At 68.5% G+C, this 17,127-nt stretch carries 14 protein-coding genes; 12 read left to right on the top strand and 2 right to left on the bottom strand.

Annotated features, from left to right (window positions below):
- The first annotated feature begins 80 nt into the window (after positions 1–80).
- The 6 genes from AVR91_RS41205 (at position 81) to AVR91_RS41180 (ending at position 6,826) form a co-directional block, all read left to right on the top strand.
- On the top strand, positions 81–1,130 hold the full coding sequence (locus AVR91_RS41205; RefSeq protein WP_143254270.1) for a phospholipase D-like domain-containing protein: 1,050 nt from the start codon (positions 81–83) through the stop codon (positions 1,128–1,130).
- Between the two features lie 529 nt (positions 1,131–1,659).
- The gene (locus tag AVR91_RS41200) at positions 1,660–2,364 is read left to right on the top strand and encodes an AfsR/SARP family transcriptional regulator (RefSeq protein WP_158077426.1); all 705 of its coding nucleotides are present in this window, start codon (positions 1,660–1,662) and stop codon (positions 2,362–2,364) included.
- Positions 2,365–2,518: 154 nt separating this feature from the next.
- Complete coding sequence (locus AVR91_RS41195; protein WP_063276819.1) at positions 2,519–3,394, top strand: helix-turn-helix transcriptional regulator; 876 nt, start codon at positions 2,519–2,521, stop codon at positions 3,392–3,394.
- Positions 3,395–3,531: 137 nt separating this feature from the next.
- Complete coding sequence (locus AVR91_RS41190; RefSeq protein WP_076153598.1) at positions 3,532–4,341, top strand: 2-amino-3,7-dideoxy-D-threo-hept-6-ulosonate synthase; 810 nt, start codon at positions 3,532–3,534, stop codon at positions 4,339–4,341.
- Positions 4,338–5,441 carry a 3-dehydroquinate synthase II family protein gene (locus AVR91_RS41185; RefSeq protein ID WP_063276817.1) on the top strand — a complete coding sequence of 368 codons (1,104 nt, stop codon included), beginning with the start codon at positions 4,338–4,340 and terminating at the stop codon, positions 5,439–5,441. Before AVR91_RS41190 ends, AVR91_RS41185 begins: the two co-directional genes overlap by 4 nt.
- A 59-nt stretch (positions 5,442–5,500) precedes the next feature.
- The gene (locus AVR91_RS41180; RefSeq protein WP_063823219.1) at positions 5,501–6,826 is read left to right on the top strand and encodes a class I adenylate-forming enzyme family protein; all 1,326 of its coding nucleotides are present in this window, start codon (positions 5,501–5,503) and stop codon (positions 6,824–6,826) included.
- A 9-nt stretch (positions 6,827–6,835) separates the two neighbouring features.
- On the opposite strand, the gene AVR91_RS41175 is transcribed toward AVR91_RS41180, so the two are convergent.
- Entirely contained in the window at positions 6,836–7,609 is a 774-nt protein-coding gene (locus AVR91_RS41175; protein ID WP_076857557.1) for an AfsR/SARP family transcriptional regulator, read from the bottom strand.
- A 56-nt stretch (positions 7,610–7,665) separates the two neighbouring features.
- Positions 7,666–9,111: an MFS transporter gene (locus tag AVR91_RS41170; RefSeq protein ID WP_063276814.1), complete on the bottom strand. Its 1,446-nt coding sequence runs from the start codon at positions 9,109–9,111 to the stop codon at positions 7,666–7,668.
- A gap of 295 nt (positions 9,112–9,406) precedes the next feature.
- On the opposite strand from AVR91_RS41170, the gene AVR91_RS41165 reads away from it, so the two are divergent.
- From AVR91_RS41165 to AVR91_RS41140, 6 genes are read left to right on the top strand one after another with little or no spacing between them, the layout of a single operon-like run.
- Positions 9,407–9,919, top strand: coding sequence for a flavin reductase family protein (locus AVR91_RS41165; RefSeq protein ID WP_063276813.1), 513 nt, complete (start codon positions 9,407–9,409; stop codon positions 9,917–9,919).
- Positions 9,916–11,502: a 4-hydroxyphenylacetate 3-hydroxylase family protein gene (locus tag AVR91_RS41160; protein WP_063276812.1), complete on the top strand. Its 1,587-nt coding sequence runs from the start codon at positions 9,916–9,918 to the stop codon at positions 11,500–11,502. The genes AVR91_RS41165 and AVR91_RS41160 overlap by 4 nt, the downstream gene beginning before the upstream one ends.
- Before the next feature lie 41 nt (positions 11,503–11,543).
- Positions 11,544–13,157: a class I adenylate-forming enzyme family protein gene (locus tag AVR91_RS41155; protein ID WP_211282832.1), complete on the top strand. Its 1,614-nt coding sequence runs from the start codon at positions 11,544–11,546 to the stop codon at positions 13,155–13,157.
- Complete coding sequence (locus AVR91_RS41150; protein ID WP_063276810.1) at positions 13,154–14,182, top strand: methyltransferase; 1,029 nt, start codon at positions 13,154–13,156, stop codon at positions 14,180–14,182. The genes AVR91_RS41155 and AVR91_RS41150 overlap by 4 nt, the downstream gene beginning before the upstream one ends.
- A 7-nt stretch (positions 14,183–14,189) precedes the next feature.
- Positions 14,190–16,169, top strand: a complete 1,980-nt coding sequence (locus tag AVR91_RS41145; protein ID WP_063276809.1) for an FAD/NAD(P)-binding protein — start codon at positions 14,190–14,192, stop codon at positions 16,167–16,169.
- The gene (locus AVR91_RS41140) at positions 16,154–16,960 is read left to right on the top strand and encodes an SDR family NAD(P)-dependent oxidoreductase (protein WP_063276808.1); all 807 of its coding nucleotides are present in this window, start codon (positions 16,154–16,156) and stop codon (positions 16,958–16,960) included. Before AVR91_RS41145 ends, AVR91_RS41140 begins: the two co-directional genes overlap by 16 nt.
- The last annotated feature ends 167 nt before the right edge of the window (positions 16,961–17,127 follow it).

The raw sequence follows: 17,127 nt of genomic DNA, 5'->3' as shown, positions 1-17,127 counted from the left end.
CGGTTCATCCTCCTGGCGGGCAGACAGCCGAAATGGCCGCCTCTATCCTGTGAGGGGTATGCCCACCAGGAGGAGGCCTCGTGGGAACTCTCGACCGGTCCGAACTGCGCATAGCCCAGGATCTTCAGCAAGCAGGGATGACCCGCTCCGCCGCGATACTGGCCGTCGTGATGGCGACACGGGGGTACGACCGGCCGGAGCGGGATCTGGCGGAAATCGTCCGCCATTATCCCGGGCTCGAATCCATAGCCGAGGCCCGACTGGCGATTCAAGACCTGTTGCACCGGAAATGGCTCACCCGGAACGTCATTCACGGCGTGACGGTCACCGGACGCGTTCCCCGGCTGGCAGACCTGATCGCGACCCGCCTTGGCGACCAGGGCATCGCCGATCGGTTGCTAACGTTGCGGGTCACCCTCGAGCCCTACATCAAGGTCCTGGGCCCGATGGAGGATTCCTCGGTATTCCACTCGTATCTGGACCTCCTCCGGTCCGCACGGAGCGAGATCTGCCTGCCGATGCTCGTGACGCCACCGTACGAGGAAACGGTGCGCGCACTTCGCGAGCGCGCCGAAGCCGGCGTGCGGATCCGCATCCTGCTCGCCGCGCCGACGCTGGCGGCGAAATGGCGGAGCGAAACCATGCGGACCATTTCCACGGAACGTATCGACGCCTGGGTGCGAGAATTCAAGAATCATCCCAATGTGGAAATACGGTTGAGCAGGACCGCGGAGGACATGGAACTCGCCACCTGTTTCTCCATCGACGGCGAAATCGTCAGATTCGACATCTACGACCCATATCGGCAACGCAGCCTCGAAGGGGTCATGATCGAGGTCGCCGCCCCACAGGGCATGCTCCCGAATTTCGTCAGGATATTCCTGAGGCTCTTCGAGGAAGCCTGGTCGGGCGCCGTGCACGTTTCCATCCGGGCCCGGATCCTCTGGTTCTTCCGAAAGCGATGGAAAGCCTGGTTCGCGATTCTCTTCCTGCTGCTCGCCTTCCTCCCGGTGCCCGTGCCGCATTGGCCCGAGATCCTCATCGGCATCAGTTGCGGGATCACCGCCCCGCTGCTGATCGAAGGAGTCCCGCGCCTGACGAAGGTCGTGCGCAAACGGCGGAACAGATGACCGGCGGTCGCGATGCCCGACTTGAGAACTTCGCGCGGTCTTGAGCCCGGGTCGCGGGCGCACCCGCGTGACGCGACACCGAACTCACGTGATTCGGCGCGGATCTCGCGTGTCCGGAGACGGATCTCACGGCGCGGGCGCCGTCCGGGTGCGCATTCCCCAAAGGGCGCCTCAAAAGCCGTTGACATTAACGCCGTGGATGCCGTTCGGTGAATCCATAACGAGGCCGCGTCTCCGCTGACGAGGGAGCGAATGGACCAACAGGCAGGGAATTCCGCCGCGCGCATGTCGCCGAGCGTCAACAAGACCGCGCTTCACCGGCTTTGGGAACACCCGTTCAGCCCAGAGGGTTCCTGCTAGGATCAAACATAGGATGTTTGGCCGGTTTTTTCGACATGCGGGCATCATATCCGATTGCACATACGGGGGTACCATGGATTTGCGTATACTTGGCCGACTCTCACTGAGCGCGAATGGCGTCGACTACACGCCGACGGCACCCAAGTTACGACACCTTACCGCATTGTTCATGATTAATTCCAACGAAGTCGTTTCGGTGGACTGCTGCATCGATGAATTGTGGCCGACGGATCCGCCCAAGAGTGCGTTGTCGACGCTGCAGACCTACACCCTGCAGCTGCGCAAGATCCTCCGGTCCATCCCGGCGAGCGCCGACTCGCCGGACGCGGCACTCGAACTGCGCACGAGGCACCAGGGATACCAGCTGGTGGTGCCGCGGGAGTGCCTCGACAAGGAGCTCTTCGACCGGCAGGTCGCCACGGCGCGGGAAGAACTGGCCAGGGAGAACGTCCGCCGGGCCGCCACGCTCTTCCACTCCGCGCTGCGGTTGTGCGAAGAACCGGTTCTCGCCGACGTACGCCCCGGCCCCTCGATCGCCGCGTACCGGCTGGAGATCAAGGAGACCAGATTCAGTGTCCTCGGCGAGCGTATCGACGCCGACCTCAGGCTGGGAAGACACCGCGCGGTGATCGCCGAACTGCGGCAGCTCGTGAACGCCCATCCCATGGACGAGAACATCCATGCCCAGCTGATGGTGGCGCATTACCGTTCGGGTCAGCGCGCGGAATCGGTGATGGTGTTCCACCGGCTCCGCCGCACACTCGCCGAAGACCTGGGACTGGAACCCAGTCCCCAGACGAAACGGCTGTTCGAGGCCATTCTCAAAACCGACAAACTGCCCACCATCGAGGTACCGGACCTTCGGCCGGCCTGAACGCGCCCTCCTGGGTGGAAGTACGCGAAGACCGCTTCACGTGCTTCCCCCGCGGCGGCCTCTTTGGTATTCGCGCCTGGTAATCCTCAACCTAGTAATGGCATTACCAGCTTACCGAGGTTGTCGGCCGCGACGGTTCCGCCATAATGGGTGGGTGCAGGCAAGGAAGGAACTCAGCGATTTCCTGCGGTCCCGGCGTGATCGGCTGCGGCCGGAGGACGTGGGACTGACCTCCGTCGGCCGCCGGCGCACCCCGGGACTGCGCCGGACGGAAATCGCCCACCTCGCCGGGATCAGCGTCGATTACTACGTCCGGATGGAGCAGGGCCGTGACGGCCGGCCGTCGCCCACGGTGCTGGAGGCGCTGTCGCGGGTATTGGGCCTGGACGAAGACGAACGCAGCCACCTGTACACCCTCGCCCGCTCCGAGCCGGCCCCGCGGCGCGAGGCCTCCGACGAGGAGGTCCGGCCGAGTGTGCGCCGCCTGCTCGAGCTGCTCAATCCCAGCACCCCCGCGTTCGTCGTGGGGCGGCGGATGGAAGTCCTCGCCTGGAACGATCTCGCGGTCGCGCTGCTCACCGATTTCGAGGCCTGCCGCCCGCCGTTGCGCAATATGGTGTGGCACGGTTTCTGCGATCCCGCCGCCCGGGAGTTGTACGTCGACTGGGAACAGATGGCCCGGCAGGAACTGGCCCACCTGCGGGTGGCGGTCGGCCGCTATCCGGACGATCCCGGCATCGTCGCGCTGGTCGGGGAACTGTTCCTGAAGAGCGAGGATTTCCGGCAGTGGTGGGAGAACCACGACGTCCAGGACCGGAGCCACGGTCTGCGGGAGTTCGATCACCCGTTGGTGGGCAGACTCGAACTGCACTACGAATCCCTCGCCATTCCCGGCGTGCTCGACCAGAAACTGGTGACGTACACCGCGGACAAGGACAGCCCGTCCCAGGCCGCCCTCGACACGCTCGCCGCGGCGGCGGCCGGTACCAGGCGCGCGCACGAGGAGCGTGATCCCGCGCCGAGCGGCTGACCTCCGCCGATTTTCGCCCGATTCTTCAGCGTGCGCTGCCAGCCTGGCTGCAGGGAGAATCCCGCACCGCTCGGATGCCGATGCGGAGCCTGGAGCCCAAAGGCAGGTACTTCGGACACGACACGCTAGGCGGGCAGATGTCAGTCACTCTTCTCACCGGGAAATCACTACGAATGGCGCGCCTTTCCCGGCGCGCCGACAACAGATATCTCTTCGTGCCGCTCGACCATTCGATATCCGATGGCCCGATCGGCACCGCGGCGGCTTTCAATCGCTTGATAGAAGACATCTCGGACGGCGGCGGCGACGCGATCGTCGTGCACAAGGGACGCGCGAGAATGGTCGACCCGGCCTCGCTGGGCGATTGTTCCCTCGTGGTGCACCTGTCCGCCAGCACCACGCACGCCAGCGACCGCGACGCCAAGGTACTCGTGGGCGGCGTCGACGAAGCGATCCGGCTGGGCGCGGACGCGGTCAGCGTGCACGTCAACATCGGCTCCGAGACCGAGGCCGCGCAACTGGCCGACCTCGGCGCCGTCGCCGCGGCCTGCGCGGACTGGGGCATGCCGTTGCTGGCCATGATCTATCCCCGCGGCCCGCGGATCAGCGATCCGGGTGATCCGGCGTTGCTCGCGCATGTGGTCGGCATCGCGGCCGATCTCGGCGCGGACCTCGTCAAAACGGTGCTCGCCACCCCCGCCGAGCGGATGGCGCAGGTGGTGCTGAGCTCCCCGATCCCGGTCGTGGTCGCGGGCGGCGCCGCCGTCGAAGGCGGCCTCGCCGAGTTCGCCACCTCGGCCCTGGCCGCGGGCTGCCAGGGCGTGGCCGTGGGCAGGCGGGTCTTCGAAAGCCCCGACCCACGCCACGCCGTCCGTGAACTGGCCGGGGTGATCCACGGCCCCCGGATATCCGACTCCCTGCGCAAGGAACTGGTGGGTGCCCCGTGAAGTTCGCCTGGATCGACCTCCGTACCGTGCCCGATGCCCAGCGGGAAGCCGTCGTCGACGCGGCCGTGCACGCGAGGGTGGACGCCTTGGTGCACGACGACGTGCGGCTCCTCGACACCCTTCCCGCCACCGTCAAACGCGTTCTGGTCAAGCCGGACCGCGACAGTGACGGCGAGGGCCTGGTGCGCCTCCGCTCCGTGGGCGGGGAAACCGAGCTGAACGCCCTCAAGAACGCCTGGTACGACGAGAAGACCGACATCGCCGCACTGGTGCACGTACGCGATGACGCCACCCTGAAGCTGGCCTGCGAATCCGCGCGCTCACTGCCTTACACGGTGGTGGAATTCCGCGATCCGACGAAGATCCCGCTCGAAATCGTCATCGCGGCCGCGGACGGTTCGTCCGGACAGCTGATCTGCCAGGCCGACGATCTCGAAGAGGCACAGATCATTGTCGACGTCCTCGAAAAGGGCTCCGAAGGCGTGCTGCTCGCGCCTCGCGACGCCAACGACGTCTTCGGCCTGATGGAGATCCTGCGGGACAAGACACCGCAGCTGAGCCTGACCAAACTCACCGTCGAGTCGATCGAGCACTGCGGCCTCGGCGACCGGGTCTGCATCGACACCTGCACCCATTTCGACGAAGACGAGGGCATGCTGGTCGGCTCGTACTCGCAGGGCTTCATCCTGTGCTGCAGCGAAACCCACCCACTGCCCTACATGCCGACGCGGCCGTTCCGGATCAACGCCGGCGCGCTGCACTCCTACGTCTTCGGACAGGACAACAGGACGAACTACCTGAGCGAGCTCAAGGCCGGGAGCACCGTGCTCGGTGTCGGCGCCGACGGCCGGACCCGCCGGATCGTGGTCGGGCGGATCAAACTCGAATCCCGGCCGCTGCTGAGCATCAAGGCCGTTTCCGAGGAGGGCGTCGGCGTCAACCTGATCGTCCAGGACGACTGGCACGTACGGGTCCTCGGCCCCGGCGGTGCGGTGCTCAACGTCACCGAACTCACGCCGGGCACCCAGGTGCTGGGCCACCTGGCCACCGATCAGCGCCACGTCGGCTGGCCGGTCGGCGAATTCTGCCTGGAAAAGTGAAACCCCGGTTCCGCCCGGACGGCACACCGGGCGGAACCGGCCTTCGGACGGTGGTGGGCATGACAACGCGATCCTGGTGGGGAGAAGACCTGCTCGGCCGTGGTGGCGACGACGAACTCTGGGCGTACGGGGAACGTCCCGTCACCCGCGGCGAGCTTCGCGCGGCGGTGGCCTGGCTCGCCACCGTGTACCGCCATCACGGCATCGGGGCGGGCACCACGGTCGCCCTGCACGGGACACCCAGTTTCACCCAGCTGTGGTCCGTGTTCGCGTTATGGGAACTGGGCGCGCAAGTCGCCCTGATCGAGCAGAAGACCGGCCTCGCCGAGATGACCTGTCTGCTCGGCCGGTGGCGGCCGCGGTTCTTCGTCACCTTCGGCGGCAGCGACCGCAGGAGCCGTCCGTTCACCGACGAATGCGAAGTGCTGGTGCGGCGGCTGCCGGACGGCGAACCCGCGTCGACCGGCCATTGCCTGCTTCAGCTCTCCTCGGGCACCACCGGTGCGGGAAAACTCGTCGGCCGGACGCCGGAGTCGCTCCTCGCCGAACTCGGGCGGATCGCGGCGGTGGACGGCGTTCCCGGGCCGGGGGAACGGGTGCTGTTGATGAATTCCCTCGCGCATTCCTTCGGCTTGGTCGGCGGCGTCCTGCACACCCTCGACAACGGGGCGTCACTGCTATTCCCCGCCCGGTCGCCCGCCGTGCGGACCGCCGACGTCGTCATCGGGGAACCTCGGGACTTCGCGAGGCTCGGCGAAGACACCGTGGAATCCTTCACCTCGCTGCGTGCCGCGATCTCCAGCGGCGACGTTCTGCATCACGACGTCTTCGACCGCTTCCGTGACCGGCACGGCGTGAGCATCGGCCAGGCCTACGGCACCACCGAAACCGGCGTCATCGCGATGGACGTCGCCGGCCGGTTCGCGGTGTCCGGTGTCGGGAGGCCGGTACCGGGGATCCGGACCCGCGTCACGGACGGTGTGCTGGAGGTCCATCTGGCACGTTCGCCGTACGTCATCGAGGCCGAGCCGTGGTTCGGCGGCTGGCTCTCCACCGGTGACCTGGTGCGGCGGGACCAGGTCACCGGTTCGCTGCAGCTCCTCGGGCGCACCGGCGGGGGTCACCGGGATCTGGACCTGCTCGAGATCGAACGGGTGCTGGCGGCACACCGCGAGGTCACCGACGTGATCGTGCTCGGCTCCGACGTCATCGAGGCCCACGTGGCGGGAACGACGGCGCTGGACCCGGATCACCTCGGGTCGTGGTGCCGCAGGTTCCTGGGGGCGGAGAAGACACCGTCGCGCTACCACGTCCTCCCCGCGCTCCCCCGCACCACCAACGGGAAGTACCTCCGGGACCGGAACGCGCTGCTGTCCGCCGGATGACCGCGGCGGCTATCCGGCGGAGAGGAGATCCGCGGTGGGACCGTCCAGCACCGGGTCGGCGAGCAGGATGGCCGTCTGGAGTTCGCTCAGCGCGCGGGATCCCGTCTCGGCCGTGGTCAGGAACCGTTGGTACACCGCCAGCGCGTCGGCCTGCCTGCCGCTGCGGTAGAGCGCCGTCATCAGGTGCGCGGTGAGCCGTTCGTCCGCCGGATTCAGGTGCACCAGTGCGGCGAGCTTGCCGAGCACCTGGCGGTGGCGCCCGAGCCGGAGCGCCAGTTCGGCACAGATCACGAGTGCCTCCATCCGCTTGGCCCGCAGCCCGACCAGTGCTCGCTGCGCGCCGGGCCCGGTCTTGACGTCGACGAGTGCCTCGGTGTGCCACAGATCCAGCGCCTCGGTGATCAGCCTGGCCGCTTCGCCGGGCTTCCCGTCCGCGCGCCGGAGCCGCGCGACGGCCACGAGTTCGTCGAACCGGTCGACGTCGAGCTCCCCCGGCTCCGTGATGAACAGATAGCCCGCGTCGGGACCGGCTCCGGTGGTGCGCAGCCGTCCCGCCGCGGGGCCGAGTGCCTTGCGCAGCTGCAGGATATGGGTGTGCACGGTCGACACCGAGCAGTTCTTCGACGCACCGTCGCCGAGTTCTCCGGCGCACTGGGCGACGCTCACCTCGCGGTTGGCGTTCAGCAACAGAAGCGCCAGCAGCGTCCGCTGTTTCGGCGCCGAAGGCACGATCGGCCTTCCGTCGTGAACCACCTCGAGCGGGCCCAGCAAAGCGATCCTCACGGTGACTCGACTCCCTTCGCTCTTCTGCACTGTGGTGATCAGGCGGTCCTCGCCGTTCATCCGGCGGCCGGGGCCTTCACCTCCGGCGCCCGGTCGTCGGCGCGGCGGCCGAACAGGGCGGCGGTGACCAGCGCGCCCACCACCACCACGCAGCTGATGACCAGGTAGACCGCGTGGTAGGTGGACAGGCGCTCGGCCTGCTCCCCCGATTCGGAGAGCGCCGAGGCGAACGCCACGAGCGCGGCGATACCGACGCTCGAGCCGATCTGCTGAGCGGTGATGTTGAACGCGCCGGCGACGCCGTGCCGCTCGCCGGGGACGCCGGTGAGCGACGCCGCGGTGAGCGCGGTGTAGGCCAGTCCCTGCCCGATGGCCATCACCGCGACCCCCGGCAGGACATGCGCCAGGTAGTCGCCGTCCAACGGGGTACGGAGCCAGAGGGCGACACCCGCCGCCAGCAGGAGAAGGCCGACGACGAGGACCCGTCGCTGGCCGAACCGCGACAGGAGACGACCGGCGACGTTCGACGACACGGCGACGAGCAGGCTCATCGGGAGCACCGCCAGCCCCGACTGCAGCGGCGTGTAGCCGAGCATGCCCTGCATGTAGAGCGGCGCGAAGAACAGGACCCCGTTGAGCGCGAAGAAGAACAGGCCGCCGGCGAGGGTCGCCGCCCGGACCGGCCGGGAGCGCAGGATGCCGACCGAGAACAGCGGTTCCGGCGCCCGGCGTTCCCAGAGCACGAAACCGGCGAGGAGGAGGATCGCCAGCAGCGCCGACACGACCGTGCCGGTGTCCGCGAGGCCGGCCTCGCCCGCCCTGGTCACCGCGAAGATGCCGGCCAGCAGCCCGGCGGTGACCATCGCCGCCCCTGGCAGGTCGACCGGGCGCCGGTCGCCGGCGGAACTCGGCAGCAGCGGCCGGATGCCGAGCAGGACCAGCACACTCGTCACGGCGCTGAAGGCGAACACCGCGTGCCAGCCGAACGCGCTGGTGAGCACCCCACCGAGCACCAGGCCCACCCCGAAACTCGCCGCGCCGACGGCGGTGTAGACGCCCAGCGCGCGGTTGCGCAGCCGTCCCGGCGGGAACACCTGGAACAGCAACGCCATCGCCGCGGGCACGGACAGGGCCGCTCCCAGCCCCTGCGCCGCCCTCGCCGCGATCAGGACCTCCGCGGTGGGCACGACGACCGGGGCGAGCGCGCCCACCGCGAAGATCCCGATCCCCGCCGCCAGCACGAGCCGCCTGCTGAAGACGTCGGCCAGCCTGCCGCCGAACAGCAGGCAGCCCGCGAACGTGATCCCGTAACCGGTCATCGTCCACTGGAGCAGGGCGTCGTCCATCCGCAGGTCCCGCCCGATGTCGGGCAACGCCGGATTGACCACGGCCACGCTGCCGACGTCGAGCGCCACCGCCGCCGCGAGCAGGATCAGGGTCCACCACAACCTCGGGGTGAAACCGCCGCCCAGTTCCTCGACGCGCGGCACTTGCTTGGTCACCAGAACACTCCTTGGGTCGTGATCGACGCGACAAGCCGGACCGATGTCGTCCGGTCCGGGGATTCGGCCAGCCTCGCAGGCGCCGCGCGCGGCAGATAGTGCTCTGTTTTTCCTAGTAATCGCAGGGCTAGTCAACCGGATACCAGTAATCGCGGACCGCGCTATAGCGGACCTTGCTCGGTTTTTCATCGGACGTCGTGAGCATGGGTCACGTACCAGTTCGGCCAAGGAAGGAGACACCGGTGTTCGGCCAAGAACCCCGCACGCCGTTTCCCCGGCGAACCGGAAGTGGGCGGTGAAACGGGCGATCCGCGGGCTCAGGGACTGTCTGGGCCAGTTCGCCACCGGCGTGACCGTGGTGACCGTTCGCCATGACGGTACCGTCCACGGCGCCACGGTGAACGCGTTCGCGTCGATCTCCCTCGAACCGCCCTTGGTGATGGTTTCCCTGAACCGGCGCAGCCGGTTGTGCGGGCGACTGGCGGGAGCCGCTTTCGAAATCAACATTCTTTCGTCGTGGCAGCAAGGAATCGCCCGGCATTTCGCGGGCCACGGAACGGATCCGGCACCCGACATCCGCTGGGACGTGCTACCGCATTCCGCCCGCCTCGCCGGCTGCGCCGCGTATCTGAGCTGCGCGCCGTGGGCCTCCTACGACGGCGGCGATCACGTGATCTATCTCGGCGAGGTACGGAACTTCGAGATCCGGGGCGGTCCTCCGCTCATTTTCCACCGCGGAGCGTTCCACGAACTGCGCCATTCCGCCGCGCTCGCCTCCACCACCGACGGGACAGGAATTCTCCGATGACACTGCAGCAGGAAACCGCCGCGACGGCGAACGGCGGCCACCCGGTCGCCCGGCCGATGAACGGTGAGGAATACCTGGAAAGCCTGCGGGACGACCGCGAAATCTACCTCTACGGCGATCGCGTCGCCGATGTCACGAAACATCCGGCCTTCCGCAATTCCGCCTTGATGACCGCCCGGCTCTACGACGCGCTGCACGATCCCGCCAAACGGGACGTGCTGACCACGGCGACGGACACCGGAAGCGGCGGATACACGCACAGTTTCTTCCGCACCCCGCGGACACCGCAGGATCTGCTCGACGATCGCGAAGCCATCGCGGAATGGGCGAGGCTCACCTACGGCTGGATGGGCCGGAGTCCCGACTACAAGGCGAGTTTCCTCGGCACCCTCGGCGCCAACGCCGACTTCTACTCGCCGTTCCAGGACAACGCGCGCCGCTGGTACCGGGAGTCCCAGGAGAAGGTGCTGTTCTGGGACCACGCGATCGTGCACCCGCCGGTGGACCGGCACCTGCCGTCCGAAGCGGTGAAGGACGTCTTCGTCCACGTGGAGAAGGAAACCGACAGCGGCCTGATCGTCAGCGGCGCGAAGGTCGTCGCGACCGGGTCCGCGATCACCAACCTGAACTTCATCTCGCATTACGGCATGCCCATCAAGGAACGCGAATTCGCGCTGATCGCGACCCTGCCGATGACGGCGCCGGGACTCAAGCTCATCTGCCGCCCGTCCTACGCGGCCACCGCGGCGGTGATGGGCAGCCCCTACGACCATCCCCTGTCCAGCCGGTTCGACGAGAACGACACGATCTTCGTGATGGACAAGGTGCTCATCCCGTGGGAGAACGTGTTCATCTACGGCGACGCCGGCAAGGTCAACGAATTCGTCGCCGAGTCGGGCTCGCTGGAGCGGCTGACCTTCCAGAGCTGCGTCCGGCTGGCGGTGAAGATCGACTTCATCGCCGGTCTCCTGCTCAAGGCGATCGAGATGACCGGGACCAAGGACTTCCGCGGCGTGCAGGCGCGGGCGGGCGAGGTCCTCGCCTGGCGGAACCTGTTCTGGGCCCTCAGCGAGGCGATGGCGAGGAACCCGCGGGAGTGGCGGGACGGCTCGCTCCTGCCGAGGAAGGACTACGGCCTCGCGTACCGCTGGTTCATGACGCTCGGCTACCCGCGCATCAAGGAGATCATCGAACAGGACGTCGCCAGCGGCCTCATCTACGTGAACTCGAGCGCGGACGACTTCAAGAATCCGGCGATCCGGCCCTACCTGGACAAGTACGTCCGCGGCTCGAACGGGCACGACGCGGTCAGCCGGGTGAAGCTGATGAAGCTGCTGTGGGACGCGATCGGCACGGAATTCGGCAGCAGGCACGAACTGTACGAGCGCAACTCCTCCGGGAACCACGAGTCGATCCGCACCGAGATCCTCGCGGCACAGACCGAAAGCGGACAGGTCGACGGCTACAAGGGCTTCGCCGAGCAGTGCCTGCGCGAATACGACCTCGACGGCTGGACGGTGCCGGACCTCGACTCCTTCGACGAGCTGAAACACGTCATGCGCGGCCTTGGCCGCAGGTCTTGAGCCGGGAGGACGTCGTGTACCTGCGGGGAACACACCGGTCCGTGGCCGACCGGCTGAAACTCTCGACCCGGCGCGATCTCGGCGCGGGCAATTTCTTCTGGCACGTCTGCGAAATCGCCCGCGACCCCGACCGGCCGCTGCTCTTCCGGCGCGAGGGCGGGACGACGACTGGCCATTCCCTCGACCGGCTGCGCGCCAGGGTGCTGCGGTGCGCACGGTGGTACGCCGGCGAAGGGGTGGGCCCGGGAACGCGCGTCGGTGTCCAGCTGACCGACGGGCTCGCCGGTTTCGTACAGCACATCGCGATCACCGCACTCGGCGGGGTCACCACGCTGACCAATCCACGGATGCCACCCGGGACCGCGGCCCACTACTTCGCCCGCACGGACACCGCGCTCGTGGTCACGGACCTCGACCCACCGGCCGTCTCCGGAATCCGGTTCGTCGACGAAGCGACCGTCGGCGCGAGCGGGGACGGCCCGGTTCCGGAGCGCTACCGGCACCGGGACGACGATCTCGTGCTGATCTCCCACTCGTCGGGCACCACCGGTGTCCCGAAGCCGACGGCCTTCGCGCACCGGACGTTCTCCGTCGGCAAACGGGAGCGGCTCTGGAAGTTCCCGTCCCTGCGCACGGATCGGATGCTCACCGCGCTGCCGCACAGCCATTCCTCCGGCATCAGCTACCTGAGCCTCGCGCTGATGCTCGGCCTGCCGACCATGCTGGCCGACGGGACTTCGGGCGAAGCGGTCGCGGAGGCGATGAACGCGTTCGAGCCCACGCTCGTGCTCGGTTTCCCCGGTACGCTCGCGGAGCTGCCGATCGATGCGCTGACGACGGAAGCGGCAGGTGCGGTCCACACCTGGATGGGGATGGGTGACGCGTCGCACGAGCGCCATATCCGCCCGCTGGTCGCGATCGGTCACACGCGGGCGAACGGCGCCGTCACCGCCGGATCGACCTATGTGGACGGTCTCGGTTCGTCCGAGATGGGCATGGTGCTGTTCAAACACGCCTACACCGCCGATTCCACCTCGTACGCGCGGGCGATCGGCAAACCGGTGCGGGTGGTCCGCGAGGCCGCCGCCCTCGACGACGCGGGCCGGGTCCTGCCGCCGGGCCGGGCCGGGCTGCTGGGGGTGCGCACACCGAGCGTCACCCCGGGCTACGTGAACGACGAGAAGCTGAACCACCTGGCCCGCCGCGGCGACTTCTTCCTCACCGGCGACGTCGTACGCCAGGACGAGAACGGCACCTGGTACCACCTCGACCGGACGCCGGACGTCATCGAGACCGGCGGCGGCCCGGTGTACAGCCTGCCCTTGGAAGAGGTCGTGCTCAACGAGACGAAGGCCTTGGACGCCGCGGTGATCGCGGTGGCCGACCCCGCCCGCCCCGGCCGGTCGCTGCCGGCCGCGGTGGTGCTCTTCGGGCACGGCGATCCGCCCGGCGCCGAGGAGATCCGCGCCGCGTGCAATAGCGCGCTCATGCGAGCCGGGCTCGCCGAGCTCGCCGCCGTGGTCGTGGCCGGCTCGCGGAGCGAACTACCGGTGGGGGTCACCGGAAAGGTCCTCAAACGCGAGCTCCGGGAAAGACATCGGGAACTCCTCATCGGCGCGTCGGGCACCGCCCGGCAGAAGGGAACGAACGGATGACCGTGAGCGACACGGACGAGCCGGCCGCGCGCGCCGTGGTCGACATCGTCACCGGGACCTGGCGGTCACAGGCGCTCTACGCGGCGGTCGCGCTGGGTCTGCCCGATCATCTCGCCGAGGGGCACGTCACGAGCGCTTCCCTGGCCGCGCGGGCGCAAGCCGATCCCGACGGGGTGCTCAGGCTGATGCGGCTGCTCGTCGCGATCGGCGTCTTCGACGGCGACGACCGGACCGGCTACCGCCTGACCCCGATCTCCCGGCTCCTGCGCACCGGCACCCCGGGCTCGATGCGCGAGATGTGCCGCCTCTACGGTGAGGAGTTCCACCAGGCCTGGGGTTCGGTCGTCACCGCGGTGCGAACGGGCCGTTCCGGTTTCGAGCACGCGTTCGACCGCACGCTTCACGAGTACCTCGCCGAGGTACCCGGTGCGGGGCAACGCTTCCTCGACGCCATGAACGCCGGGAGCTCCTTCTTCGCCGACGTTCCCGAGGCGTTCGATTTCTCACGCGGCAAGACGGTCGCGGACCTCGGCGGCGGCAGCGGGAACCTCCTGTCCACCGTGCTGGAAGCCCATCCCCATCTGCGCGGGGTGCTGGTGGACAAGGAGCACATGCTGCCGGTGGCGAGGAACCAGCTCGTCGCGCGCGGCTGCGCGGACCGCTGCGAAGCGGTGGCGGGTGACATCTTCGAAGCCGTACCCGAAGGCGCCGACTTCTACCTGCTGTCCCGGATCCTGCAGGACTGGGACGACAGCGAATGCATCACGCTGCTCACGCACTGCCGCCGTGCCATGGCGGACGAGTCCGCGCGGGTGCTGATCCTGGAGCGGGTCATCCCCGATTCCGGGACCGAGGTCCTTCCGCTGCTGTGGGATCTGCACCTGCTCATGATGGCGGGCGGGCGGGAACGGACCCTCGCGAGCTACGAGTCCATTCTGGACGGTGCGGGACTCCGGCTGGAGACCGTCCATCCGCTGGCGCTGGAGACCAGCCTGCTGGTCGCGGCGCCGGACCGGTCGCGGTGACGCCGGTATGCGGATCTGCATCGTCGGCCTCGGCCCTCGCGGACTCTCCGTACTGGAACGGTTGTGCGCCAACGCTTCCGTCCTGGTACCGGCCGGTCACGAACTCGTGGTGACCGTACTCGACTCGCATGTGCACGACGGCGGTCTGGTGTGGCACCGGCGCCAGGACCCGAAACTGCTGATGAACACCGTGGCCGCCCAGATCACCATGTTCCTCGACGACACCGTCGAGGCGGCGGGCCCGGTACTGCGCGGCCCGAGCCTGTACGACTGGGCGAAGTCGCTCTCGGACGCGCCGTCGTCCGACGAGATCCCGGACGGCGTTCGCCGGGAGGCCGCACTTCTCGGCCCGGATTCCTATCCGTCCCGGGCGTTCTACGGCTCCTACCTGCATTGGACCCTGCGACGGATCATCAGGACCGCTCCCGCCTCGGTGCGGATCGTCCTGTGCGCGGAGAAGGCCGTCGATCTGCGGGACGACGGCGACGGCTCGCAGCGCGTCTGGCTGTCCGGCGGAACCGTGCTCGACGGCCAGGACGCCGTGGTGCTCACCCAGGGCCATTTGGACACGCTCCCGACGCGTGAAGAGACGGCGATGGCGCGGTTCGCCAAGAAGCACGGTCTTCGCTACCTCGCACCGGGCAATCCGGCCGGCGCCGGGCTCGACGGGATCGGGCCGGGGGAACCGACCGTCCTCAGTGGAATGGGACTGTCCTTCTTCGACTATCTGGCGTTGCTCACCGAGGGCAGGGGCGGACGTTTCGTCCGCACCGCCGACGGCCTGGTCTACCGGCCGTCCGGCCGGGAGCCGCGGTTGATCGCGGGATCCCGGCGCGGCGTCCCGTACCACGCGCGCGGCGAGAACCAGAAGGGCGCCTACGGCAGGCACGAACCGTTGTTCCTCACCGCGGAGGTGATCGAACGGTTCCGCCGTCGCGCGGAACCCGCCGACTTCCGCGTGGACGTCTGGCCGCTCATCGACCGCGAGGTCCGCGCGGTGTTCTACGGCACGCTGGTGCGGCACCGCGAATCCCCGGCGAGGGCCGAGGAGTTCATCCGCGCCTTCGTCGCGGCGGCCGGCGACCGGTCGTCACCGCCGGTGCTCGCGGATCCGCTGGCGCCGGTACCGTCGGCCCGGGAAGAACGGGTACTCGCCGAGTTCGGGCTCGAGGAGCGATGGGATTGGCGCCGGGTGGCGCATCCGATCCAGGAGGACGACCTCACCGGCACCGGCCGTTTCCGGCGCCGGCTACGGTCCTATCTGGACGAAGACATCGCGGAAGCGAAGCGCGGCAATGTGTCCAGCCCGCTCAAGGCCGCGCTCGACGTGCTCCGGGATCTGCGGAACGAGATCCGGCTCGTGGTCGATCACGGTGGTCTCTCCGGCGACTCCTACCGCGACGACCTCCAAGGCTGGTACACACCGCTGAACGCGTTTCTCTCGATCGGCCCGCCCGTGCGGCGAGTCGAGGAGATGGCGGCGTTGATCGACAGCGGTGTGCTGAGTGTCCTCGGCCCACGGCTGTGCGTGCGGGCCTCGCCGGACGCCCGCCGGTTCGTCGCGAGTTCGGCGAGAACGCCCGACGTCACCGAAGCCGCCACCACCTTGATCGAAGCCCGCCTGCCCGAGGCCGACCTGCGGCGGACCAAGGATCTGCTGCTGCGGAACCTGCTGGCGCGGGGCGAATGCCGCCTCCACCGGATCCCGATCAGCCGCGGCGGCTCCTACCCGACCGGCGGCCTCGCCGTCACCCGCCGCCCGTACCGGCTGGTGGACATCGGCGGCAGGCCGCACGCCCGCCGGTTCGCCTTCGGTGTGCCCACCGAGACCGTCCATTGGGTGACGGCCGCGGGGATCCGGCCCGGCGTCAACTCGGTGATCCTGACCGACGCCGACGCGGTGGCCAGGGCCGGTCTCGAAATCGCGTCACCGAACCTTTCCCCATCCCGTCCGAAGGAAGCAGGAGAATCATGGATCTACAGCTGACCGGCCGGATCGCGGTGGTCACCGGCGCTTCCAAGGGGATCGGGCTCGCGATCGCCCGGACCCTGCGCGAAGAGGGCGCTCGTGTCGTCGCGGTGTCCCGGAAGAGCAGCCCGGAGCTCGACCTGCTCGCCGGAGCCGAACTGACCCACGTCGCGGCTGATCTGATGGATCCCGACGCGCCGGCGGAAGTGGTGGCGCGGGCCGTGGACCTCTACGGCGGCCTCGACATCCTGGTGAACAACGCGGGCGGGCCGCCACCGGGGGTGATCCTGCCGCGCTCGTCGTTCCTGGACGCGACGGACGAGGAGTGGCACAAGATGTTCGAGTTCAACCTCTTCTCCGCTGTCCGTGCCATCCGGGCCGCGCTGCCGCCGATGATCGAGCGCGGCGGCGGCTCGATCGTCAACATCTCGTCGTGCAACGCGCGGCAACCCTCGTCCATCAACGTCGATTACGGCGCGGCCAAGGCCGGGCTGAACAACGTGAGCAAGGTGCTCTCCGAGGAGTTCGGGCCGCAGGGCATCCGGGTGAACGTGGTCTCCCCCGGGCCGGTCCGCACGGCGTGGTGGACCGAGGAGGGCGGGGTCGCGGATCTGTTCGCGGCCAAGACCGGGACCGATCCCGAGACCGTGATGACCGAGGTCGTCCCGGAGATGATGGGCCTGGCCACCGGCCGGATCGCCGACCCGGGTGAGGTCGCCCGCCTGGTCGCGTTGCTGGCCTCACCCCTTTCCGTCAACACCACCGGTGCGGAGTTCGCGGTGGATTCCGGGTTCGTCAAGGTGATCTAGCGGGTGGCGATGTCGCGTGCACGGCCGGCGTTGCGAAAGCCACTTTCGCAACCTTCAACGTTGCGAAAGTGGCTTTCGCAACCCCTCGGGTCAAGGCCGGCACCCAGCGGGACCGGCGAGTCACCAGGACACGGTTGGCTCTAACGACCCAAAACACTCACGAGGCG

Origin of the sequence: Amycolatopsis keratiniphila subsp. keratiniphila, from assembly GCF_001620365.2 — a bacterium.
Classification (GTDB): Bacteria; Actinomycetota; Actinomycetes; order Mycobacteriales; family Pseudonocardiaceae; genus Amycolatopsis; species Amycolatopsis keratiniphila.
Note: the sequence above shows the minus strand (reverse complement) of the source record. Positions and strands in the feature narration are given on the sequence as shown.